The organism is Micromonospora chokoriensis (assembly GCF_900091505.1).
GTDB classification, from domain to species: Bacteria; Actinomycetota; Actinomycetes; order Mycobacteriales; family Micromonosporaceae; genus Micromonospora; species Micromonospora chokoriensis.
This window is the reverse complement of sequence record NZ_LT607409.1, coordinates 1,406,698-1,428,207: the sequence shown is the minus strand read 5'-3', so window position 1 is coordinate 1,428,207 and position 21,510 is coordinate 1,406,698. Positions and strand designations below refer to the sequence as shown.

25 protein-coding genes are annotated in these 21,510 nt (G+C 70.7%); 18 read left to right on the top strand and 7 right to left on the bottom strand.

Going from position 1 to position 21,510, the window contains the following annotated elements:
- The first annotated feature begins 40 nt into the window (after positions 1-40).
- Genes GA0070612_RS06740 through GA0070612_RS06730 form a run of 3 tightly spaced genes read left to right on the top strand, consistent with a single transcriptional unit; the run spans position 41 to position 2,524 of the window.
- Positions 41-772: a phosphocholine cytidylyltransferase family protein gene (locus GA0070612_RS06740; protein ID WP_088987139.1), complete on the top strand. Its 732-nt coding sequence runs from the start codon at positions 41-43 to the stop codon at positions 770-772.
- Complete coding sequence (locus GA0070612_RS06735; protein WP_088987138.1) at positions 760-1,827, top strand: iron-containing alcohol dehydrogenase family protein; 1,068 nt, start codon at positions 760-762, stop codon at positions 1,825-1,827. Before GA0070612_RS06740 ends, GA0070612_RS06735 begins: the two co-directional genes overlap by 13 nt.
- Complete coding sequence (locus GA0070612_RS06730; protein ID WP_088987137.1) at positions 1,802-2,524, top strand: CDP-alcohol phosphatidyltransferase family protein; 723 nt, start codon at positions 1,802-1,804, stop codon at positions 2,522-2,524. The genes GA0070612_RS06735 and GA0070612_RS06730 overlap by 26 nt, the downstream gene beginning before the upstream one ends.
- 297 nt (positions 2,525-2,821) lie before the next feature.
- Here GA0070612_RS06730 and GA0070612_RS06725 read toward each other — a convergent pair whose 3' ends face one another.
- The gene (locus GA0070612_RS06725; RefSeq protein WP_088987136.1) at positions 2,822-4,135 is read right to left on the bottom strand and encodes a glycosyltransferase family 4 protein; all 1,314 of its coding nucleotides are present in this window, start codon (positions 4,133-4,135) and stop codon (positions 2,822-2,824) included.
- A 24-nt stretch (positions 4,136-4,159) separates the two neighbouring features.
- Here GA0070612_RS06725 and GA0070612_RS06720 point away from each other — a divergent pair, with 24 nt between their 5' ends.
- From GA0070612_RS06720 to GA0070612_RS06700, 5 genes are all read left to right on the top strand, one after another.
- The gene (locus tag GA0070612_RS06720; RefSeq protein ID WP_088987135.1) at positions 4,160-5,020 is read left to right on the top strand and encodes an Fpg/Nei family DNA glycosylase; all 861 of its coding nucleotides are present in this window, start codon (positions 4,160-4,162) and stop codon (positions 5,018-5,020) included.
- A gap of 264 nt (positions 5,021-5,284) precedes the next feature.
- On the top strand, positions 5,285-6,856 hold the full coding sequence (locus tag GA0070612_RS06715) for a sugar transferase (RefSeq protein ID WP_167393696.1): 1,572 nt from the start codon (positions 5,285-5,287) through the stop codon (positions 6,854-6,856).
- A 286-nt stretch (positions 6,857-7,142) separates the two neighbouring features.
- Positions 7,143-8,369, top strand: coding sequence for a sensor histidine kinase (locus GA0070612_RS06710; RefSeq protein ID WP_088987133.1), 1,227 nt, complete (start codon positions 7,143-7,145; stop codon positions 8,367-8,369).
- Between the two features lie 23 nt (positions 8,370-8,392).
- The gene (locus tag GA0070612_RS06705) at positions 8,393-9,154 is read left to right on the top strand and encodes a LytR/AlgR family response regulator transcription factor (RefSeq protein ID WP_088987132.1); all 762 of its coding nucleotides are present in this window, start codon (positions 8,393-8,395) and stop codon (positions 9,152-9,154) included.
- Between the two features lie 71 nt (positions 9,155-9,225).
- Positions 9,226-9,882, top strand: coding sequence for a DUF5701 family protein (locus GA0070612_RS06700; RefSeq protein ID WP_088991315.1), 657 nt, complete (start codon positions 9,226-9,228; stop codon positions 9,880-9,882).
- A 70-nt stretch (positions 9,883-9,952) separates the two neighbouring features.
- On the opposite strand, the gene GA0070612_RS06695 is transcribed toward GA0070612_RS06700, so the two are convergent.
- Complete coding sequence (locus tag GA0070612_RS06695) at positions 9,953-11,212, bottom strand: WD40/YVTN/BNR-like repeat-containing protein (protein ID WP_088987131.1); 1,260 nt, start codon at positions 11,210-11,212, stop codon at positions 9,953-9,955.
- Positions 11,199-11,720: an RNA polymerase sigma factor gene (locus GA0070612_RS06690; RefSeq protein ID WP_231924487.1), complete on the bottom strand. Its 522-nt coding sequence runs from the start codon at positions 11,718-11,720 to the stop codon at positions 11,199-11,201. Before GA0070612_RS06690 ends, GA0070612_RS06695 begins: the two co-directional genes overlap by 14 nt.
- Before the next feature lie 253 nt (positions 11,721-11,973).
- Between GA0070612_RS06690 and GA0070612_RS06685 the strand changes: the two genes are divergently transcribed.
- Genes GA0070612_RS06685 through GA0070612_RS06650 form a run of 8 tightly spaced genes read left to right on the top strand, consistent with a single transcriptional unit; the run spans position 11,974 to position 16,770 of the window.
- On the top strand, positions 11,974-12,489 hold the full coding sequence (locus tag GA0070612_RS06685) for a DUF4153 domain-containing protein (RefSeq protein WP_269458288.1): 516 nt from the start codon (positions 11,974-11,976) through the stop codon (positions 12,487-12,489).
- A 44-nt stretch (positions 12,490-12,533) separates the two neighbouring features.
- Positions 12,534-12,947 carry a DUF485 domain-containing protein gene (locus GA0070612_RS06680; protein WP_231924485.1) on the top strand — a complete coding sequence of 138 codons (414 nt, stop codon included), beginning with the start codon at positions 12,534-12,536 and terminating at the stop codon, positions 12,945-12,947.
- A gap of 1 nt (position 12,948) precedes the next feature.
- Positions 12,949-14,592 (top strand): sodium/solute symporter, encoded by a 1,644-nt coding sequence (locus GA0070612_RS06675; protein ID WP_088987129.1) that lies wholly within the window; start codon positions 12,949-12,951, stop codon positions 14,590-14,592.
- A 56-nt stretch (positions 14,593-14,648) separates the two neighbouring features.
- Complete coding sequence (locus GA0070612_RS06670) at positions 14,649-15,062, top strand: YbaB/EbfC family nucleoid-associated protein (RefSeq protein WP_088987128.1); 414 nt, start codon at positions 14,649-14,651, stop codon at positions 15,060-15,062.
- A 1-nt stretch (position 15,063) separates the two neighbouring features.
- A complete protein-coding gene (locus GA0070612_RS06665) occupies positions 15,064-15,384 on the top strand; it encodes a hypothetical protein (protein ID WP_088987127.1) in 321 nt (106 codons plus the stop codon).
- Positions 15,385-15,390: 6 nt separating this feature from the next.
- Positions 15,391-15,885, top strand: coding sequence for a WXG100-like domain-containing protein (locus GA0070612_RS06660; RefSeq protein WP_088987126.1), 495 nt, complete (start codon positions 15,391-15,393; stop codon positions 15,883-15,885).
- The gene (locus tag GA0070612_RS06655; protein WP_088987125.1) at positions 15,878-16,381 is read left to right on the top strand and encodes an EndoU domain-containing protein; all 504 of its coding nucleotides are present in this window, start codon (positions 15,878-15,880) and stop codon (positions 16,379-16,381) included. The genes GA0070612_RS06660 and GA0070612_RS06655 overlap by 8 nt, the downstream gene beginning before the upstream one ends.
- Complete coding sequence (locus GA0070612_RS06650) at positions 16,378-16,770, top strand: hypothetical protein (RefSeq protein ID WP_088987124.1); 393 nt, start codon at positions 16,378-16,380, stop codon at positions 16,768-16,770. Before GA0070612_RS06655 ends, GA0070612_RS06650 begins: the two co-directional genes overlap by 4 nt.
- A gap of 157 nt (positions 16,771-16,927) precedes the next feature.
- On the opposite strand, the gene GA0070612_RS06645 is transcribed toward GA0070612_RS06650, so the two are convergent.
- Both GA0070612_RS06645 and GA0070612_RS06640 read right to left on the bottom strand, forming a co-directional pair.
- A complete protein-coding gene (locus GA0070612_RS06645; RefSeq protein WP_088987123.1) occupies positions 16,928-17,281 on the bottom strand; it encodes a hypothetical protein in 354 nt (117 codons plus the stop codon).
- The gene (locus GA0070612_RS06640) at positions 17,278-17,739 is read right to left on the bottom strand and encodes a hypothetical protein (protein WP_088991313.1); all 462 of its coding nucleotides are present in this window, start codon (positions 17,737-17,739) and stop codon (positions 17,278-17,280) included. Before GA0070612_RS06640 ends, GA0070612_RS06645 begins: the two co-directional genes overlap by 4 nt.
- A gap of 115 nt (positions 17,740-17,854) precedes the next feature.
- Between GA0070612_RS06640 and GA0070612_RS06635 the strand changes: the two genes are divergently transcribed.
- Complete coding sequence (locus tag GA0070612_RS06635; RefSeq protein ID WP_088987122.1) at positions 17,855-18,619, top strand: ABC transporter ATP-binding protein; 765 nt, start codon at positions 17,855-17,857, stop codon at positions 18,617-18,619.
- Positions 18,604-20,307 carry an ABC transporter permease gene (locus tag GA0070612_RS06630; RefSeq protein ID WP_088987121.1) on the top strand — a complete coding sequence of 568 codons (1,704 nt, stop codon included), beginning with the start codon at positions 18,604-18,606 and terminating at the stop codon, positions 20,305-20,307. Before GA0070612_RS06635 ends, GA0070612_RS06630 begins: the two co-directional genes overlap by 16 nt.
- On the opposite strand, the gene GA0070612_RS06625 is transcribed toward GA0070612_RS06630, so the two are convergent.
- Together GA0070612_RS06625 and GA0070612_RS06620 are read right to left on the bottom strand one after the other, a co-directional pair.
- Positions 20,304-20,510: a DUF397 domain-containing protein gene (locus GA0070612_RS06625; RefSeq protein WP_088987120.1), complete on the bottom strand. Its 207-nt coding sequence runs from the start codon at positions 20,508-20,510 to the stop codon at positions 20,304-20,306. The two genes, GA0070612_RS06630 and GA0070612_RS06625, sit on opposite strands and share 4 nt — an antisense overlap.
- Positions 20,507-21,292: a helix-turn-helix domain-containing protein gene (locus GA0070612_RS06620; RefSeq protein ID WP_088987119.1), complete on the bottom strand. Its 786-nt coding sequence runs from the start codon at positions 21,290-21,292 to the stop codon at positions 20,507-20,509. Before GA0070612_RS06620 ends, GA0070612_RS06625 begins: the two co-directional genes overlap by 4 nt.
- Positions 21,293-21,510 lie beyond the last annotated feature (218 nt).

The following is a 21,510-nucleotide window of genomic DNA, read 5'->3' as shown; positions in this document are numbered from 1 at the left end:
TCCACCGATGACGGGCAGCAGGACGAGGGAGGATGTCGCGATGATCGGAATGGTGCTCGCGGCCGGAGCGGGACGCCGGCTGCGTCCGTACACCGACACCCTGCCGAAGGCGTTGGTGCCGGTGGACGGCGAGACCACGATCCTCGACATCGCGCTGGGCAACCTCGCCGAGGTCGGGCTCACCGACATCGTGATCGTGGTCGGCTACGCGGCGGACGCGGTCGTGTCCCGCCAGGCGGAGCTGGAGAAGAAGTACGGGGTCACGATCACCCTGGTGCACAACGACAAGGCCGAGGAGTGGAACAACGCCTACTCGCTCTGGCTGGCCCGGGAGCACTTCGCGCGCGGGGTCCTGCTGGTCAACGGGGACACCGTGCACCCGGTGAGCGTGGAGAAGACCCTGCTCGCCGAACGCGGACCGGGCATCCTGCTCGCGGTGGACACCCTCAAGCCGCTGGCCGAGGAGGAGATGAAGACCACCTTCGACGCCGCCGGCCAGCTCACCCGGATCACCAAGATCATGGACCCGGGCGAGGCGTACGGGGAGTACATCGGCGCCACGCTGATCGAGCCGCAGGTCGCCGACGCCCTCGCCGACGCGTTGGAGGCGACCTGGCGACGGGACCCGAACCTCTACTACGAGGACGGCTACCAGGAGTTCGCCGACCGGGGCGGGGAGGTGCGGGCCGCACCGATCGGTGACGTCCCGTGGGTCGAGGTCGACAACCACGCCGACCTGGCCCGCGCGCGGGAGATCGCGTGCCGCTACTAGCACGGAGCGTCCTCACCCCGCTGCACATCGACGTACGGCGTGGGGCTGTCGCCGACCTGGCCACGATCCTGGCCGACGGGCGGATCTCCTCCGGCGGTGACGTCGCCGTGGTGGTCGGCCCCGGCCAGGGTGCCCAGATCGCGGAGCTGATCCGGCCGTCACTGCGGACCGCCGACGTGTTCACCGTCACCGGGGGCACGTTGGACGCCGCCGACGACCTCGGCGGCAAGCTCCGCGCCCGGTCGTACGACGCGGTCGTGGGCATCGGCGGCGGCAAGACCATCGACGTGGCCAAGTACGCGGCCACCCGTCGAGGGCTGCCGATGGTGTCGGTGGCGACCAGCCTCGCCAACGACGGAATCGCCTCCCCGGTGGCCAGCCTGATCACCGACGGGATCAAGGGCTCCTACGGGGTGCACATCCCGATCGCGGTGATCGTCGACCTGGACTTCGTGGAGAGCGGCCCGGACCGGCACAACCGGGCCGGCATCGGTGACGTGGTCAGCAACATCAGCGCGCTGGCCGACTGGGACCTGTCCCGCCAGGTACGCGGTGAGCCGGTCGACGGGCTGGCGGCCTCGCTCTCGCGAGCCGGCGCCGAGGCGGTGCTCAACCATCCGGGCGACATGACGGACGACGCGTTCGTCACCGTGCTGGCCGAGGCGCTGATCTCCAGCGGCCTGGCGATGGCTGTCGACGGCACCAGCCGCCCGTGCAGCGGCGGCTGCCACGAGATCATGCACGCGGTCGACTCGCTCTTCCCCGGCACCGCCTCGCACGGCGAGCTGGCCGGGCTGGGCGCGCTGTTCTGCACCTGGCTGCGCGGGGATCTGCGCCGCTTCGGGGAGATGTCGGCCTGTCTGACCCGGCACGGGCTGCCCCGGCTCCCCGCCGAGGTGGCGCTCACCGACGACCAGTTCGTCGAGGCCGTGCAGTTCGCGCCGCGCACCCGACCGGACCGGTACACCATCCTCGAACACCTGGCGCTGTCGCCTACCGAGACGCGGGAGCGGCTGGCAGACTACGCCGGTGCAATCCGCGACCAGCTTGGCTGACCCCCGTCCCACCGTCGCCGACTTCCACCGGGTGAACCGGGGCGGCGGCCTGTTCAGCGAGTCGATCAGCCAGTGGCTGGGTGCCGTCTTCGCGCTGGTCGCCCAGCGACTCGGGCTGCGCCCGACCGCGTTGACCCTCGCCAACCTGGTGCTCGGGCTGGCCACCTCGGTCACCGTGGTGGCACTCGCCGGCCCGGTCGCCGACGGAGACGTACCGGCCTGGGTGGTCGGCCTGCTCGCCCTGATCGGCTGGCAGGTGGCGTACTCCCTGGACTGCGCCGACGGGCAGCTCGCCCGGGTGACCGGCCAGGGCAGCCCGGCGGGTGCCCGGATCGACATCCTCTGCGACGTCGCCGCGCAGATCGCGCTGGTCGCCGCACTGGCCGCCACCGCTGTGGCACAGGAGCCGTCCACCCCGACCTGGCTGGTGGCGACCTTCGCGGGCACCTGGATGGTCAACCTGGTGACGTCGGTGATGCAGTCCGGCCCGAACGCGGCCAGCATGGTCACCTCGACCTCCCTGCCGGTCCGCCTGGTGAAGCTGGTCCGTGACTACGGCGCGGTGGTCTTCGTGGCCGCCCTGGTGCTGGCTGTGGCACCCGCTCTGGTCCTCTGGGTGATGGTCGCGTTCACCATCGTCAACGGCGGCTTCCTGCTGGCGAGCATCGCCTTCTCCGCCCGCGCCTCCCTGCGCTGACCCGCGTCGCGCCCTCGCCGCCCCGCGCTCGCTCTGCCCGCAAGATCCGCGCAACGTCGCCGATGTTGCCGCTTCCAGCGCCTGGAAAACCCCGACATCCCCGATGTCGCGTGGATCTTTCGGGGTGGATCGCTGCGCCCACCCGCTCCGCCTTGAGGCGACGCACGCCAGCCCAAGATCGCGCTCGATCCAGGAAGTAGCGGTCTCCTCGCCGCCGCGAGACCACCAGATCCTGGATCGAGCGCGATCTCGACCAGGTACGGCCACCCGGCACCGGGGCCGCGCGGGACGGGGTCGTCAGGCGCGGGCGGCCGTGCGGGCCACGCCCGCGTAGATGTCGATGAGCTGCTTGGTGACCACGTCCGGGTGGAAGGTGCGCTCGTAGCGGGCCCGAGCGCCCACTGCCAACGCGGGCGCGCCGGCCCGGGCGACCGGCAGGGCGGCGGCCAGCGCGGCCGGCTCCGGGGCGACGACCCAGCCAGCGTCGCCGAGACCGATCCCGGCCGGCATCGCCGACCCGCCACCGGCTATCCGGGGAGCAGCCGGCGAGGCGACCTCCGACGCGACCGGCGAGGCGACGGCGGAGGCGTTCTCGGCCGGGCCGGTGCCGGCGGGCTCGTGCGGGGCGTCGGCCCCGACCAGGTACGGAATCCCGCCGAGCGCCGTGCCGAGAACCGGCCGACCACTGGCCAACGCCTCAAGGATCACGGTCGGTAGCACGTCGTGCCACATCGAGGCGGCGATCACCACAGCGCTCGCCTCGACCGCTGCCCGCACCCCGGCCCGGTCGATCTGACCGAGGTAGACCACGTCGGATCGCTCGGCGGCGGCGGACTCCACGAGCGGACGCAGCTCGCCGTCGCCAGCCACGCGCAGCGTGCCCAGCGCACCCACCGGGTGCCGACGCCAGGCGTCCAGCAGCAGGTCAAGGCCCTTCTCCGGAGAGAGCCGGGCCATGTAGAGGAACCCGTCACCGAGCGGCGACGGCTGGCCCGGGTCGGGCACCGAGTTCGGCTTGACCACGATGCGTTCGTCCGGCATGCCGTAGTCGCGGAGGTGGTCGGCGATCGCCGAGGTGAGCGCGACGTACCGGTCCACCGAACGCCAGGTGCCGCGGTGCACGGCCAGGGTGGTCGCCATCAGGGCGCTCTGGGCCGCCGAATCGCGGTAGCAGCGGTGCTTGATCGCCGGCACCCCCAGCGCCCGGCCCTTGCAGTCCTGGCAGATCACCCCGTCGCGGAAGTAGATCCCCGAGGAGCAGACCTGCCGGTAGTTGTGCACCGTCTGCACGACCGGCACGCCGTGCCGGTGCGCGGTCCGCACCACCCAGGGCGACAGCAGGGGGTACGGGTTGTGCAGGTGCAGGACGTCCGGTCGGTGCTCGGTGAGCAGTCGGCTCAGGTCGTGCTGGGCGCGCGGAGCCCAGATCGGCGAGATCGGCAGCAGCGCCTTCGCCGCCTTCGACATCGACGGGATCTCGTCCGAACTGCGGATGAACGGCAGCACCTCGACGCCTGCGGCGGTGAGCTGGGCGATCTCCGAGTCGACGATGATGTTCTCGCCCGAGGGCTGTGCTTCCCGGTACCGGTTGTGCGCCACCACGATTCTCACGGGAAAGAAGGCTACCGTTGGCTGGTGCCCGAACTACCGGAGGTTGAGGCGCTCGCGGGTTACCTGCGGCAGCGCGCGGTGGGGCGGCGTGTCGACCGGCTGGAGATCGCCGCGATCAGCGCCCTGAAGACGTACGAACCGGCACCGACCGCCGTCGCCGGTCGGGCGGTGGTCGATGCCAGCCGGCACGGCAAGTTCCTCGACGTGCTGTTCGAGGGTGACCTGCACCTCGTGGTGCACCTGGCCCGGGCGGGCTGGCTGCACTACCGGGAGGCGTTCCCGGCCACCACTCCGCTGCGCCCCGGCAAGGGTCCGATCGCGCTGCGGGTACGCCTGGACGACGGTTCCGGCTTCGACCTCACCGAGGCCGGCACCCAGAAGAAGCTGGCCGCGTACCTGGTCACCGAGGTAGCGGAGGTGCCCGGGGTGGCCAAACTGGGCCCGGACGCGCTCGCTGCGGACCTGCCCACCTTCGCAGAGCGGTTGCGGAGCCGGCGGGGGCAGGTCAAGGGGGTGCTGACCGACCAGTCGGTGCTGTCCGGGGTGGGCAACGCGTACTCCGACGAGATCCTGCACGCCGCGAAGCTGTCCCCCTTCGCGATCACCGACCGGCTCACCGACGCCCAGATCGCCACCCTGCACGCGGCCACCCGGCAGGTGCTCGGCGACGCGGTCGAGCGGTCCCTGGGTCAGCGGGCGGCGGAGCTGAAGGGCGAGAAGCGTTCCGGATTGAAGGTGCACGCCCGCACCGGGCTGCCCTGCCCGGTGTGCGGGGACACCGTGCGGGAGGTGTCGTTCGCCGATTCGAGCTTGCAATACTGCCCAACCTGTCAGACCGGCGGAAAACCCCTCGCTGACCGACGGTTGTCCCGTCTCGTACGGTGAGTAACTCCACGTGGCGACTACGGAGCGGAATCGGCCTTCCTGAGCGGAAGCTCCGGTCCGCCGTTCTCGCCACGCGCGCATCCATCGGTATAGTGGCCCGGTCCCCGGCTTCTGAAATGGTGCGGAGCCGGCCAGATCCCGCCGGCACCATCGGTCGCCAATCTCCCTCGGGGCGGCGACCGGTCGGAGCCCGCGTGGGAGACTGGGACGGTGGGCGACCCGGGCCCTCACGCCGAGTGAGCGGCCCGTGTCATGCGGGAGGACATGGGTGAGGTGACGGCAAGCCTCCAGCGCCCGGTAACCAACGAAGGCCGGAGCAGACTCGTGCGGCACGTCGACAGCTTCGAGATCCAGCCGCCGACGCCGCCGTCACACAACGGCGTCCCTCGGTCGGCGTGGACCAGGGCTCGACGCCGTGTCTCCCGTTGGCACCGCCCCTACATCGCGATCCTGCTGCTGCTCGACTTCGGCGCGGCGGCGTTCGCCAGCTGGATCGCGATCCAGCTGTTCGACCAGGCCGCCTCCGGGTTCACCGGCACCAACCAGGACCCGACCTGGTTCCACACCGTCTCCTACCTGCTGCTTCCGCTCGGCTGGGTGGTGATCCTCTGGAGCAACCGGGCGTACGACCGGCGCTACCTGGGGCTCGGCCCGGACGAGTTCAAGCGGGTGATCCGGGCCGCGGTGACGGTGGCCGCGAGCGTCTCGTTCCTCGCCTTCGCCACCAAGACCGCGTTGTCCCGGTGGACGGTCGGCACGGCCCTGCTCGGCGCCCTGCTGTTGATCCTGTGGGGCCGGTTCGTGGCCCGCTGGGCGCTGCACTACATCCGGCGTCGGGCCGGCCAGGCCGCCCACCGGATGGTGCTGGTCGGCACCCTGCCGGAGTGCCTGGAGGTCTACGCGGCGGTCACCCGCAGCCCGGCCGCCGGGCTGGTGCCCGTCGCCATCCACATCACCGACGGCTACGCGGCGGCTAGGGGAATGCCGACCCCGGTTCCGGTGTACGCCGGCCGGGACGTCCTGGCCCTGGTCCGCGAGGTCGGCGGGGACACCATCGCCGTCTGCGGGTCGGCCAGCGCCGAGCCGGGCGAGCTGCGCCGGCTGGCCTGGCAGTTGGAGGGCTCCGGGGTCGACTTGGTCGTCGCGCCGCAGCTGACCGACATCGCCGGGCCCCGGGTGCACATCCGGCCGATCGAGGGCCTGCCGCTGCTGCACGTCGAGGAGCCGACCCTCTCCGGTCCCGCGCTGCTGGCCAAGAACCTGATGGACCGGGTCGCCGCCGGCCTCGGCCTGCTGCTGCTGATCCCGCTCTTCGTGGTGATCGCCGTGGCGATCAAGATTTCCGACCGGGGGCCGGTGTTCTTCCGCCAGCCTCGGGTGGGGCACGAGGGGCGCACGTTCCGGGTGTGGAAGTTCCGGACCATGTACGTCGACGCCGAGGATCGGCTGGCCAGCCTGGTCGATCGCAACGAGACCGACGGCATGTTGTTCAAGATGAAGCAGGACCCCCGGGTCTTCCCGGTCGGCGGCTTCCTGCGGGCCTCGTCGCTGGACGAGCTGCCGCAGCTGATCAACGTGCTCTGGGGTGAGATGTCGCTGGTGGGGCCCCGCCCGTTGCCGGCCGACGACGGCGACTTCCTGGGTGACGTACGCCGCCGCCTGCTGGTCCGACCCGGCATGACCGGCCTGTGGCAGGTCTCCGGCCGCTCCGACCTGTCCTGGGACGAGTCGGTCCGCCTGGACCTCTACTACGTCGACAACTGGTCGTTGGCGTACGACCTCAGCATCCTGTGGCGCACCGTCGGGGTGGTGCTCGCCCGCAAGGGCGCGTACTAGCACCCGTTTCGAGGGCTTCGAGCCACCGGTGTCGCGCAGCCGGTGGCCACCTCGCATCAGGACCCGTCGTACGGTAGCGATAAGGTGACCAACGGCAATCAGGGCAAGGGCAAAAAAACGGCCCCCAGTTGGGGGCCGTTCCTGCCGTATCTCTCGGCGTCGTATGGCCCAGGGACCTGCGCTTGCCACGCCGCCACCCTCTCCCGTCCGGGTCCCGGACCTCAACCTGCCGTACGCGATAGGCCTGGGGCTTGGCGGGCCGGCTCGCAGGGGCGAGGATCGCTGCGTGGGTGCCAACCTCTCCGCCGTGGTCGGCGTCGTGTCGCTCGTCACCGCTTTGACGGCGGCCCTGTTGGCGGTGCTGCGACTGCGCGCCCGCCGTGGCATCGCCACCGCCACCCAGCGGGCCACCTACGAGGTGCTGCACACCGCGGGTCTGGCGGCCGAGCCGCTGCGTGCGGGGCTGAGCGAGGCGGGTGCCGCGAAGGCCGTACGCCATCTGCGGGCTCTGGTGGGCGCGGTCGGGCTGGCGATCGCCGACACCGACCGGCTGCTGGCCCTCGACGGCCGCGGCACGCACCACGGCGAGCAGCTGCTCGCGGCGGCCGAGCGGACGGTGCACACCGGCCGCTCGACGGTGCTCGGGGAGCAGGAGTTGCACTGCGACCGGGTGGACTGCCCGATCCGCGGGGCGGTGGTCGCGCCGTTGCAGGGGGCCGACGGTCGGGTGGTCGGCGCGCTGGTGGCCGTCGCCGACAGCCCACCACCGCCAGGGCTGGTGCAGGCCACCCTGGAGACGGCGCACTGGGCCGGTAACCAGCTCGCCCTGGCCGAGCTGGACTCGTCCCGGGAGCGGCTGGCCCGCGCCGAGATCCGGGCGTTGCGGGCGCAGATCAGCCCGCACTTCATCTACAACGCGCTGACCGCGATCGGCTCGTTCGTCCGCACCGATCCGGAGCGGGCCCGGGAGCTGATCCTGGAGTTCGCGGAGTTCACCAGGTACTCCTTCCGGGCGCACGGCGAGTTCACCACCCTTGCCGAGGAGTTGCGCTCCATCGACCGTTACCTGACCATCGAGCGGGCCCGGTTCGGTGACCGGTTGCAGGTGCGGTTGCAGATCGCCCCGGAGGTGCTGCCGGTGACGCTGCCGTTCCTCTGCCTCCAGCCCTTGGTGGAGAACGCGGTCCGCCACGGCTTGTCCCGTAAGCCGGGCACGGGCATGGTGAGCATCGAGGCCCGGGACGCGGGCGCCGAATGCCACATCACGGTGGAGGACGACGGAGTGGGAATGGATCCGACCACGTTGACCGCCGGCATCGCCGAGCTGGCCCGGGGCACCGGTGACCCGGGCGACGACCCGGGCCAGCACGTCGGTCTCTCCAACGTCGACGAGCGGCTCCGGTCGGTCTTCGGGGACCGGTTCGGCCTGGTCGTCGAGACCGGGTTGGGCTCGGGTACGAAGGTGAGCATGCGGGTGCCGAAGTTCCACCCGGGTGTACGGGCAGGGTCGTGAGCGAGCGAACCGGAACGACCGCGGTGAACGCGTCGGGTTTCCTCCGGGTGCTGGCGGTGGACGACGAACCGCCCGCGCTCGACGAGTTGGCGTACCACCTTCGGGCGGACCCCCGGGTGGCCCGGCTGCTCACCGCCGGTGACGCGACGGAGGCGTTGCGGTTGCTCCGCGACGGTGACGTGGACGTGGTCTTCCTGGACATCCGGATGCCCGGGTTGGACGGGATGGAGTTGGCCCGGGTGCTGCGCCGCTTCGCCCGGCCGCCGGCGATCGTGTTCGTCACCGCGTACGACGACGGCGCGGTGGACGCCTTCGACCTGGGTGCCACCGACTACGTCCGCAAACCCGTCCGCGCCGACCGGTTGGCCGAGTCCCTGCGCCGGGTGATCGGTTCGCGGGTGGTGCCGTCGCACCCGGCGGCGCTGGCCCGCGCCGAGGAGGACCCGACGATCCCCATCGAGTTGGCGGGCACCACGCGGATGCTGCCCCGATCGGCGGTGCGGTGGGTGGAGGCGCAGGGGGACTACGCCCGGTTGCACACCGCGGAGGGGTCACACCTGGTGCGTGTCTCGCTGGCCACGTTGGCGGAACGCTGGGCCGACGCCGGTTTCGTCCGGGTGCACCGGTCGTACCTGGTGCAGTTGAAGTTGATCGCGGAGTTGCGTCTGGTCAACTCCGGCTATGTCGTGGTGATCGACTCGACCGAGCTGCCGGTGAGCCGGCGGCACACCCGGGAGCTGAAGGACAAGCTGGTCAGGGCCGCGAAGCAGGACTGGAATCGCTGACCCGGGAATGAAGCAACGCCTACCGTACGTTGTACGCTAGACCGTACGACTTCCGGGAGGCCGCCGTGACCATGACCCCGTTCGACGCCGAGACCGAGTTCGATCGTCAGGTCGACCATCTGGTGCACCTCGGCTACCCGGCCCTGGCCGGGCTGCCCGAGACCGCGTTCCGGAACCTGGTCGCGCCCCTGCGGACCAGGGCGGTCGACGGCGCCGCCGGACTGCCCGCCCCCACCGACGCGCGGGTGCCGTTCCTGCTGGTGGTCACCCGGGACCTGGTCGGAGTGCCGGAACGCCTGGGGCTCACCACGCTGACCGGCAAGCGCAAGCCCGGCGTCCTCGACCGCAACTACGCCGAGGACGACCTGCCGCGCTTCGACCCGATCAAGGAGTTGGAGGTGCCGGCCGGGCCCGCGTACCTGCTCTTCGACGTCGACCGGGGCGAGGAGTTCCGCAACCTGGCCCCGGCCACCGCGATGGAGGGAATCACCGCCCAGGGTCGGCTGCCGCTCACCATCGACGAAGGGCTGGCGTTCGTCACGCTGCACCCGGCCGCGCTGGCCAGCAACAGGTGCTTCTCGCTCGTCGGTTCCCGCTGCGGCGACAAGCGGGTGCCGGCGCTCTGGATCAGCCAGGGGGCGCCGAAGTTGGGCTGGTGCTGGTACGGCAACCCGCACACCTGGCTCGGCTCCGCCTCGGCCCGACCGGAGCGCGTCGGCCTGGAGTGACCGTCACGATCGGTGTCGTGCAGACGGGGCCGGCGGCAGTCCACCGGCCCCGTCGCACGCCCGACGGCGCTCAGTCCGGGAGTGGAAAGTGCGTCCAGGAGGTGCCGTCGGCGGTCAACTGCACGTGGTCCGCACCGCCAACCGTCATGTCGTCCCGGCCATAGAGCCAGGCGTGTCCGGGCGCGGCACCGACGCTCCCGTCGCGTCGCTCGTACTCGCGCATCTTCTTGAAGTGTCGTCCGCCATCCAGGCCGATCATGGCAGTGGACCTGTTGCCGGAGGGCTGCATGTTCCCCGCCTCGACGAGCAGCAGGGTCCCGTCCGAGCCGACGACGAGGAACCGGGTCTCCACCGAGTTGGGCAGGTCGGTGCCCATGTCCGCCCAGGTCCGCCCGCCGTCCGTGGTACGCAACAGCTGCGACGTGCCCTCGACCTCCATGGGCTGGGCGCCGGGCGGTGGGGGCGGCGCGATCAACAGGTACGCCTCCTGCGCGCTGACCCCGGCCACCGCGATCACGTTGGCTCCCACGGGCGGCTGCCAGGTGTTCCAGGTGGCTCCTCGGTCGACGCTCCGTGCGACCACCATGACGCCGATGTCACCCGGCCAGTAGGTCACCCAGATAGTGCCGTCCGCACTCGGATAGATGCTGGCGGGCGGGTACGGCGACGGCTGCTTGCCTTCCAGCCGGTACACCGTCCCCGTCGACGAGACCGCCAACGGTTCACGGAGCGCCCCACAGCCCCGGCCCCACTGGCAGAAGACCGGCTGCGCGCTCGCCGGGAAGGACCGCACCGTCACCATGGCCCGCTCGGCGTCGGCCCAGGTGCGGCCGTAGTCGGTGGAGAGCCGAAGCCGGTCGCCGTCGCGGACCAGGTAGGAGCGCTGACTGAGCACCGAGAACTCCGGGTTGCTCAGCGGATTTCCCTGTCCGTCCTTTCCGCACCGGGTGGTGCGGTAGCGGGTCGTCTCGTCACCGGTCCAGCTCCGCCCGCCGTCGTCGGTCTGTCGGAATCGCACCGTGAAGCAACCCTCGTCGGCGTCCCACACACCTGCCACGACGGCCGACTCCGGCCCGGTCAGGAAGAACTCGCCGCCGTGGTCCGGCTTGACCGGCGGCTGGTCCGGGCCCGTCCACCCACCCTGGCCGGTGTTGCCGAACAGTGGCGACACCGCCACGCCGGCCAGGGCGACAACCAGCACCAGAGCCATTCCGCCGGCCCGCCGTCGGCGGCGGGCCCGCGCTGCCGACCGCAGATGGTCCAGAGGTGGCTGACGGACCGCGTCGGCGACGGTGTCGACGTCGAAGCCAGTGAACTCATGATGGGACATCGATCCTCCCGATGGTCACGCCCTCGCCGATCTCTGCGTCGGTGAGGAGCGCCGCCAGCGCCTGGCGGCCCCGAGACAGCCGGGACTTCACCGTGCCCGGCGAAACGCCGAGTGTCGCCGCCACCTCACCGATCGGCAGGTCGACCAGGTAGTGCAGGGCCAATGCGTGCCGCTGTCCCTCGGGAAGGCCGCGTAGGGCAGCCAGCAGCGCCAGGTGCTCCGGTGCGCGGTCGGCGACCGCCGGCGGAGGACCGATCCGACGCAGCAGCCCCGTCAGCACACGACGTCGGCGATGGCGACTGCGAGCGACATTCACCGCGACCCGACGCAGCCACGCCTCCGGATTGTCGAGGCCGGTGAACCGACCGGGCTTCACCAGAGCCCGGGTGAACGCCTCCTGAACCGCCTCCTGCGCCTCGTTCAGGTCTCCGGTCATTGCATAGAGCTGGACCACCAGGCGCCGGAAGCAGCTGCCGTACAGCTCGGAGATCACATCCCTGTCGGACACCGTCACCCCCTCTCTCATCTGTCCCACTCCTGGGCGGAGGAAAAGGTTCCGGGTGGAGGTCGTCCACAACGAGCCTCGGGAGTTGCCACACGTCAGCGGGGTGATCCCGAAGTTGTCCACAGGCGTGAGGGGTTCTCCACAGGTTATTCACAACGCCACCCACTGATCTCCACGGCCGCTCCCTACAGTCAGGACCCATGACGCAACGTCGGGTACTGGTGGTCGAGGAAGAGCCGCCGGCGGGTTCTGGCAACTGCTCGCCGTCACCGCGCTCACCCTCCTGGTGATCGTCGCCTCGGCGCTCTACCGGATGCAGGTCTACGCCGACGCGTACGGCGCCACCCGGCTACGGCTCGTCGTGGCGACCGTCGAACTGTGGCTCGGGCTGCTCTTCGTACTGGTCGGAGTGGCTGTGGTGCGCCTGCGGGCGGACTGGCTGCCCCGGTTGGTGATCGGCACGGCGGTGCTGGCGCTGCTCGGCCTGGCCCTGGTCAACCCGGACCGGTTGATCGCCGAGCGCAACGTCGACCGGTACCTGCAGACCGGCCGACTGGACGTCGACTACCTGTCCGGGCTGTCGGCGGACGCCGTACCGGCACTGGTCCGGTTGCCCGAGCCGGTACGTGTCTGCGCGCTGGGGCAGATCGCCGCCGAGTTGCCCCGGGACGGGGTCTGGGAGACGAACCTCGGCCGGGAACGGGCGCGACGCGAACTCGCCTCGGTTCCGGTGCCCACGCCTGTGGACTGCCCCGGCACCGGATCCTGGTGAGCGCCAGCGCTTGACAATCGCGCACGGCGGGCGAGACTGCCGGGGTGGCCGAGCAAATCCCTGACGTGGGGTCGGGCGGTGCGGTACCGCCGCCCCGGCGGGCCCGGATCGTGCTGGCCGAGATCACCAGGCAGGACACCCGCGCCGAGCGGACCCGCGCCGAGTTGGCCCAGCAGACCCAGGTCGGTGAGGCGCTGGTCCGCGGCCTGGTCCGGGCCCAACTCGCGTTGGCGCTGCGGATCTCACTGGTGGTGGTCATCGGGTTGGGCGGGTTGCCGTGGTTGTTCGCCATCGCGCCCTCGCTCGGCCGGACCACCGTCGCCGGTGTCAACCTGCCGTGGCTGCTGCTCGGCGTGGCCTCGTTCCCGTTCCTGATCGGGGTGGGCTGGGCGTACGTGCGGCTGGCCGAACGCAACGAGCAGGACTTCACCGACCTGGTGCAACGGCCGGAGCACTGAGGTGGGCAACGATTTCGTGGTGCCGGCCATCGTGGCGGTCACCCTGGTCACCGTCGGGATCGGCTTCTACGGGCTCCGGTTGGCCCGGACCACGTCCGACTTCCTGGTCGCGTCGCGGGTGATCAGCCCGACGTGGAACGCCGCCGCTATCGGCGGGGAGTACCTGTCGGCGGCGAGCTTCCTCGGCATCGCCGGGCTGGTCCTCAAGTACGGCGTTGACGTGCTCTGGTACCCGGTCGGATTCGCCGCCGGGTACCTGGCCCTGCTGCTCTTCGTGGCGGCACCGCTGCGCCGGTCCGGCGCGTTCACCCTGCCCGACTTCTGCGAGCTACGGCTGGGATCACGCCGGCTACGGATCCTGGCCACCGCCTTCGTGATCTTCATCGGTTGGCTGTACCTGGTGCCGCAGCTCCAGGGGGCCGGGCTCACCCTGGCCACGGTGGCCGGCTCCCCGTACCCACTCGGTGCCCTGCTCGTGGCCGCCGTGGTCACCGCGAACGTGGCGCTGGGCGGCATGCGGGCGATCACCTTCGTGCAGGCGTTCCAGTACTGGCTCAAGCTGACCGCGCTCGCCGTACCCGTCATCTTCCTGGCCCTGCAGTGGCAGGCCGACGGTCGCCCGGCGGTGACTCCGCCCGACGGGCCGACGTTCCGGGCCGCGACCACCGTCGTGGTCGAGCACCGCGCGACCCTCACCCTGCCCGACGGCGACATCCGGGAGGTACGCCCCGGCGACGAGCTGACCTTCGCGGCCGGCGACCCGGTGCCGGAGGTGTCCGGGGTGGCCACCGAGGCGAACGACTGGCTGCTGCCCAGCGCCGCTGGGGACGACGACCGAGGGCTCTTCGCCACGTACTCGCTGATCCTCGCCACGTTCCTGGGCACCATGGGCCTGCCGCACGTGCTGGTCCGCTTCTACACGAACCCGGACGGTGCGGCGGCACGTCGGACCACACTGGTGGTGCTGGCCCTGGTCGGTGCCTTCTATCTGCTCCCCACCCTGTACGGGGTGCTCGGCCGGATCTACACCCCGCAGTTGCTGGTCAGCGGGCAGACCGACGCGGTGGTGGTGTTGCTGCCCGGCGCGGCCCTCGGTGACGGGACGGTTGGCCGGCTGCTCGCCGCGCTGGTCTCGGCGGGCGCGTTCGCGGCGTTCCTCTCCACCTCGTCCGGGCTGCTGACCAGCGTCGCCGGGGTGATCTCGACGGATGTGCTCGGCCGAGGCTCGGTACGCGGCTTCCGGCTGGCCACGGTGATCGCCGGAGCGGTGCCGACGGTGTTGGCGCTGCACGTCTCCGGGATGGACGTGTCGCAGGTGGTCGGGTTGGCCTTCGCGGTAGCCGCGTCGAGTTTCTGCCCACTGCTGGTGCTCGGCATCTGGTGGCGCGGCCTGACCGACCTGGGTGCCGCCGCCGGGGTGCTGGTCGGCGGCGGGGCGGCGATCGGGGCGGTGCTGGTCACCGTGCTCGGTCCGCCGTTGTCCGGCTGGCCGGCCACGCTCACCACGCAACCGGCCGCCTGGACGGTGCCGCTGGCGTTCACAGTGATGGTCGCGGTGTCGATGGCGACCCGGCGACGGGCACCCGCCGATGTCGCGGCCACCATGCTCCGCCTGCACACCCCCGAAGCCCTCCGCATGCAGTGACCTTCGGGTGCCGTTCCGGGGCTGAGGCCCGGTGAGGGAATTACTACACTGCGTTCGTGGCGTACCCCTCGGATGTGAATAGAACGATCTCTGAGCTGCTGTCGACACTTGGCCGCAGCGACGCAGGCAGCGCGGCGGAAGCGGCGCCGGTCGTGCAGGGCACCGGGGAGGCTGCCGACGGCATGGTCCGGGTAGTGGCGATCCCGGGTGGACAGATCGAATCGGTCTGGATCGACCCCCGATTGATGCGAGAGCCCTCGGAGATCCTCGCCGAGCACGTTCGTGCGGCCACCAACTCCGCCCTGACGGACCTCCGTGGGGCCCTGGCCGGCGTCGCTGGCGCACCGGACACGACGGCGTTGCTGGAGCAACTGCGCGAGGTGCAGCGCAGCGCGGTGCCGCAGTTGCAGGGGATCATCGACACTCTCGGCGACGTCCAGGCACGGCTCTCCTCCGGCAGGCGGCCCTGAGATGGCCCGGGTCGTCGACCCGGACGGGCTACGCGACGCCGGCACCAACCTGCAGGACGTCTCCGACCGTTTCCTCACCGAGCTGCGCACGTTCCTGGCCGACCTCCAGGGATTCGGCGCTCCCTGGGGCGGCGACGACATCGGCAGCCTGATCGGCGCCGCCTGCGAAGAGGTGACCGCGTACGCCGCCGAGTGCTTCGAGTCCGCGATCGAGGAACTCGGCGTGGTCGGCGTCGACCTCAACCGGATGGCGCACCTGATCGACGAGGACGAGCGAGCCGTCGCGGAGCGCCTGGCCGGGCTCGGCCAGCAGTTGGGGTGAGCTGACATGGGACTGCAACTGCCGGGCGAGCTGGCCACCTTCCTCAGCATGATCGGGTACGACTGGCCGCAGGCGGACGAGACGGCCCTGGTCGAGATGGGCCAGCGCTGGCTGGCCTTCAGCGGCACCCTGCAGACGTTGACCGCGGAGGCGGCACAGGCGGCCCAGCCGGTCGCGGCGAGCAACACCGGTGCCGACATCGATGCCTTCCAGCGGTACTGGACCGAGCAGGACGGCCCGGTGCGGGTCCTGGAGGACGGCGCGCTGGCGGCAACCCTCGCCGGCACCGGGCTGATGATCGTCGGAGCCATCGTGCTGGCGTTGAAGATCCAGGTCATCGTTCAGTTGGTGATTCTCGGCGTCCAGATCGCGCAGGCGGTGGCGACCGCAGCTGCCACGTTCGGCGCCACCCTCGCGGAGATCCCGATCTTCCAGATGATCACCCGTGAGATCGTCGGCCTGCTGATCGACGAGGTGATCGGCGCGCTCCTCGATGGGTAAGCGAGCCCGCGGAAAGTTCATCCGGGCTGCTCTGTCCCACCTGCGCAAACAGCGCGGGCGAGCGCGACGTGGGCAGCGAACGGACGGCATGACGCCGGAGCGTCTCCGGCACACTCTGCTGGGCGAACGGGACGGGCGAGCCTCAGGTTGGCACCACCGCCCTGGCGGCATCGACCCACCGGGCGCAAAGGTCATCAAGGTGACGAAGCGGGATAACCGCACCGGCGTCTACAACGCCAGGGTTGCGATGTTGAACCGGCGCAACGGTGAATGGCGGGAGAAGCGCGGCGGTAGCACCTTCTTCCCTGACCACTGGACACCTGAGGACGTCGACAACGCGATCACCCGGGGGTTCCACTCGCCCGATGTCGTGAAGGACCCAGAAACTGGACGGTGGTCGGGCAAGTTCAACGGTGTCCATCTGAAAGGCTTCTACGATCCGGAGACCGATAACCTCGCCCACGGTTTCCCCACTCTTCCTGGAGGCACTCCGTGAGCATCGAGTTCCACTGGTCGAAGGAGCGAGTCGCGGAGTACCGCTCCACGGACCGGCGGCTTGCCTGCCTCGGTATGTGGTTGACAGACGACATCCAGGTGGTGCATGAGCTCTGCCTCGACCTGTTGGCCGATCTGGAGGACATTTCGGCTGGGCGGAAGGAGAGCGAGAGCTGGGAGGGCAATGCCTGGGCTGCGGAGCTCAGCTCCGGGGGCGTTGACCTGCAGAATCTCTGGCGGGATGTGCTCAAAGCCCACTACCCCCTTCCGGAAGTCCGCCGGGTCGTGGCCCAGTACTGGCGGCTGCTCGCCGAGGACCCGGACCGTACGCGTGCCGTGATCGAGTGGGAGCGCGAGAACGGTCGTCAGCACCCGTTCCACGGACTCTGACCACTGTGATCCACTCCGGGTCAGCCATCTGGAACTGATCAACCGCTGGTGCCGTCGTCAGGGGTCTACAACGTCCCGGAGGGACTCCGTCTGGGCATGTAGATCACCTGGGCGATATACAGGCATACCCGGTCACCAACGCCTATGGACAGAGGACCTAGTCGGTGATCTTGGGATGGCCGGTGCCGGCGTGTTTGATCCAGCAGGTACGGGTGTCGTGGTCGGGGAGGTACCAGATGCGACCGCCTGCGGTGACCTCGTACTGCCACTGCGGCAGCGTCTTCCCGTTGTGCCCGGCAGTAGCGAGAGCGCCCTTGAGGGGGTGTTGTCTGGTGGTTGGCGGGGAGGGACAAGGGTTGGCTTCGATGGCGTCGAACGCAGCGCGCGTGTTGGCGGCGGCCTGCCGACACAGATCTTCCCAACCCTTGGCCGCATCGTTCGTGGCGAATCGCAGACTGTAGCCGCCCAGGCGCGGCGGTGGCGCCGCACGGTCGCCTCGCTTGGCGTTCACTCGCCAGACGGGCACGCCACCGGCCCGAAGTCATCGGAGCTCGGCTCGGCCAGAATCCGGTGGAGGTCAGGGTCCGCGTGAATTTCGGCAGTGTGCCGCCACTCGGTAAGCAACTGTGAGATCGCCGCAGTATTACCGATCGCGGCGGCAGCCTCCGCCGTCGCGACAAACTCGCCAGCCATCTGCTCGAGATCCTTCGCTGGGAGAAAGCGCACCCACGGCAGCACGGTAGGCAATGACTCACGCACCAGGGTCGGGTCCCGGCGGGCGACGCTGGCGAGTAGCCGCGTGGTCAGATCCACCACCTCACCCTCCGCTGCCGCTCGGTCAGCGGACATCAGCACAAGGTCAGCGGCGTCCCTGCGGCGCAGCCGTACCGCGCGAGCGCGAGAGAGCCGGTCCGCCGTCTCGGAGGGCTGGCGCAGCAGCTCCGAAAACGACACGGACTCCGAGGGCATCGACACGACATCAATACTACTTCAGAAGTACCCGCCGACATCTACGACCTCAGGATGATCCCGGTCCGCCGGCCGCCGGACGGCGGAACTGGCAGTCGCCGGATAGCGTCGACGCATGACTGTTGAGCACCCCGCGCTCGCCTTGCGTGGCCTGGCCAAGCGGTTCGACGGCACGATCGCGGTGGCCGGCGTCGACCTGGACGTTCCCGCCGGCTCCTTCTACGGGCTGCTCGGTCCGAACGGCGCCGGCAAGACCACCACCCTGTCGATGGCGGTCGGGCTGTTGCGGCCGGACGCCGGTTCGGCCCAGGTGCTCGGGCAGGACATCTGGCAGGACCCGGTCGCCGCGAAGCGGCTGTTGGGCGTGATGCCCGACGGGGTACGCCTGTTCGACCGGCTGACCGGGGCGGAGCTGCTCGCGTACAACGGGTTGTTGCGGGGGATGGACCCGGCGGTGGTCGACCAGCGGGCCGCGGAGCTGATGGACGTGCTGGCGCTCGGCGACGCCGGCCGGACGTTGGTGGTGGACTACTCGGCGGGCATGAAGAAGAAGATCGGCCTGGCCTGCGCGTTGCTGCACGGCCCCCGAGTGCTGGTGCTGGACGAACCGTTCGAGGCGGTCGACCCGGTGTCCGCCGCGCTGATTCGCGACATTCTCAGCAGGTACGCGGCCGGCGGAGGCACCGTGGTCTTCTCCAGTCACGTGATGGAGGTCGTCGAGCGGCTCTGCTCGCACGTGGCGATCCTGGCCGCCGGCACCATCAAACGGGTCGGGACGATCGGCGAGGTCCGCGGTGACCGCTCGCTGGAGCAGGTGTTCGTCGAGGTGGTCGGCGGGCGCACTGCTACGGGCGAGGAGCTGTCGTGGCTGTCGCGGTGAGGACGGACGCCGGGCCCACCGCGCCCGTACGCACGGTCTCCGCCCGGCACTTCGTGCGGCTGAAGCTGCGGGTGATGGGCAACAGCTTCCGGGGTCAGGGCTGGCGGATCGCACTGTTCATCGGTGGCGCGCTGCTCGGGCTCTGGTTCGCCGTCAGCGGCTTCTTCCTCTTCGCCCTGCCCGGCCTGACCGGCGACGGCCGGTACGCGGTGCTGGTCGGTGCGGCGGGCGGGGGCCTGCTGGTCCTCGGCTGGCTGCTCCTGCCACTGGTCTTCTTCGGTGTGGACGAGACACTGGACCCGGCCCGGTTCGCGCTGCTGCCGTTGTCGCGCCGCACGTTGGTGACCGGCCTGTTCGCGGCGGCTCTGCTCAGCGTTCCGGTGTTGGCGGTGCTGGTCGCGACGTTCGGGCTGGTGCTCACCTCCTGGTCGCTGGGCGGCTGGTCGGCGGGGTTGGTGGCCGTGGTCGGTGTGGTCGCGGGGCTGCTGCTCTGCGTGGCCGCCAGCCGGGCGGTGACCAGCGCGTTCGCCACGATGCTGCGGTCGCGGCGGGTCCGGGACCTGGCGGCCGTGCTGCTGGCCGTGGTCGCCGCACTTCTCGGCCCGTTGCAGATCTTCGGTCTCGCCGCGCTGCAGGAGACGGACTGGACCCGGCTGACCGGCGCGGCGACAGTGATCGGCTGGACGCCGCTCGGCGCACCGTGGACGGCCGGCATCGACGTGGCCCAGGGACGGGTGTGGGCGGCACCGGTGAAACTGCTGATCACGGTGGTGGCGCTCGGCGCCCTGCTGGCCTGGTGGTCCCGGTCGCTCGAATCGGCCATGGTGGGCGCGGCGAGCGCCGGCAAGGCCCCCACGCGGCGCGGCGCGGCCGGTGGGGCCGTCGCCCAACTGTTCCCCCGTGCCACCGGCTGGGCCCGCCGGGACCGCTTCGGCGCGCTGGTCGCCCGGGAGGCCCGGTACTGGTGGCGGGACGCCCGCCGCCGGGCCAACCTGATCACGATCGCGGTGGTCGGCATCTTCGTGCCCGTGTTCGTCAACGTCACGGGCGGGGACTTCGCGGCCATGGAGGGCGGGGGGTTGACGGCGGCTGCCAGCGACAGCTCACCGGTCGTGGTCAGCATCTCTATGGTTCTCGTGGGTGTGCTCGCCGCCGCCACCCTGGCCAACCAGTTCGGCTTCGACGGCAGCGCGTACGCCGCGAACGTGGTGGCCGGGGTGCCCGGTCGGGTGGAACTGCGGGCGCGGATGACCGCCTTCTCGCTGTACGTGCTGCCGATGCTGGCGTTCGTGTCAGTGGTGCTGTCGGTGCTGCTCAGTCGACCGGGTTGGATCGGGCTCACGTTCGGCAGCCTGGTCGCCACCTACGGCGCGGGGCTGGCGGTGAACAGCTTCGTCTCGGTGCTCGGGGCGTACTCGCTGCCGGAGACGAGCAACCCGTTCGCGATGAACAGCGGCGCGGGCCTCACGAAGGGGCTGCTCACCCTGGTGACCATGCTCGTGTCGGCGGTCGCGGCGGTGCCGATGGTGGTGGCCGCCGCGCTGCTCGGGGACGCCTGGCTCTGGCTGGCCCTGCCGGTCGGCACGGCATACGGGTCGGGCGCGGCGCTGCTGGGCGCGTACCTGGCCGGCGACGTGTTGGACCGTCGGCTGCCCGAGTTGCTGGCCACGATCACGCCGCGCCGCTAACCGGCGCGGCGACCCGCCGCCTGGGCAGCATCGACGACGAAGCCGCGCCACGCGGCCGGAGCGAAGGTGAGGACCGGACCGGAGCGATCCTTGCTGTCCCGAACCAGCACCATGCCGGGCAGGTTGTCCGCCACCTCGACGCAGGCACCGCCCGTGTCGCCAGACCTGGTCGACGTCCGCCACCGGGGTTGAAGAATAGTCATGGTGTCACCTTCAGCTTCCGGATCAGATCCAGCGAGGCGCCGGTGGAGAGTGCTTCGCCGAGCAGGCTATCCCATTTCCGGCCAATCAGGCGCACGACGTCTGGGTCGTCGATGACGTGTCCACGAGCGACGTCCTCGACATAGGTGACCCGTTCCCCGTCGGGCAGTTCGGCGAGTAGAAAGCCGCCGGTCAATCCGACGTGTGCTCCCGCGTCGAGTGGCACGACGTGCAGTCTGACGCTCGGCAGGACGGCGAGTTCCATCAGCCGACCGAGTTGTGCGTCCAGTACCGCCGGGCCGCCGACCGGGCGGCGTAGAGCCGTCTCGTCCAGGACGAAGACGCATTGCGGCGACTCCGCCCGCTGCCACACCTGCTGTCGATCCATCCGAACCGCGACCAACTCGTCCACCACCTTGGTCGGGTTCAGGCCACCAGCGGAAATGACCGCTCGGGCATAGGCCTCGGTTTGCAGGAGCCCCGGAATGAGGCACGGCTCGAATTCGCAGAGCCGGATCGCCTGCTCCTCATGGGCGCGCCACGGGACGAACCAGGTCGGTAACCGCTGCTGATCGGCGGCCCTCAACAGTTCCGCGAGGAGGCCGCCGGTTGCCAGGGCTTCGTCGGCGGCGACCGCGAACTCCATGGTCGGTCGGCGTCGGCCGGTCTCGATGGCCGCCACCGTGGAGGGACTCCACCTCGTGGCGGTCGCCAACGCCTCCTGGGACACCTCGGCACCGGCCCGGGCGGCCTTCAACGCCCGTACCCACATTTCGACGTTCATCCTTACCTCTCCGGTAAGTACGCGACTGCACTGTGTAGTAAGCCCTGGAATCCTCCCGTGTCCGCGCCCTTCCGTCCAGGGTGGAGGGCACGCGGCCCGGCCGGTGGAGGCGACGTCCCGGCGATCGGGTCCTGCGTTCGGGCCGCCCCGGTCATCCCCCGGCCGGGGCGGCCCTCGTCGAGCAGGAGGAGTCAGCCATGTTCGGGTTCATCCGGGGC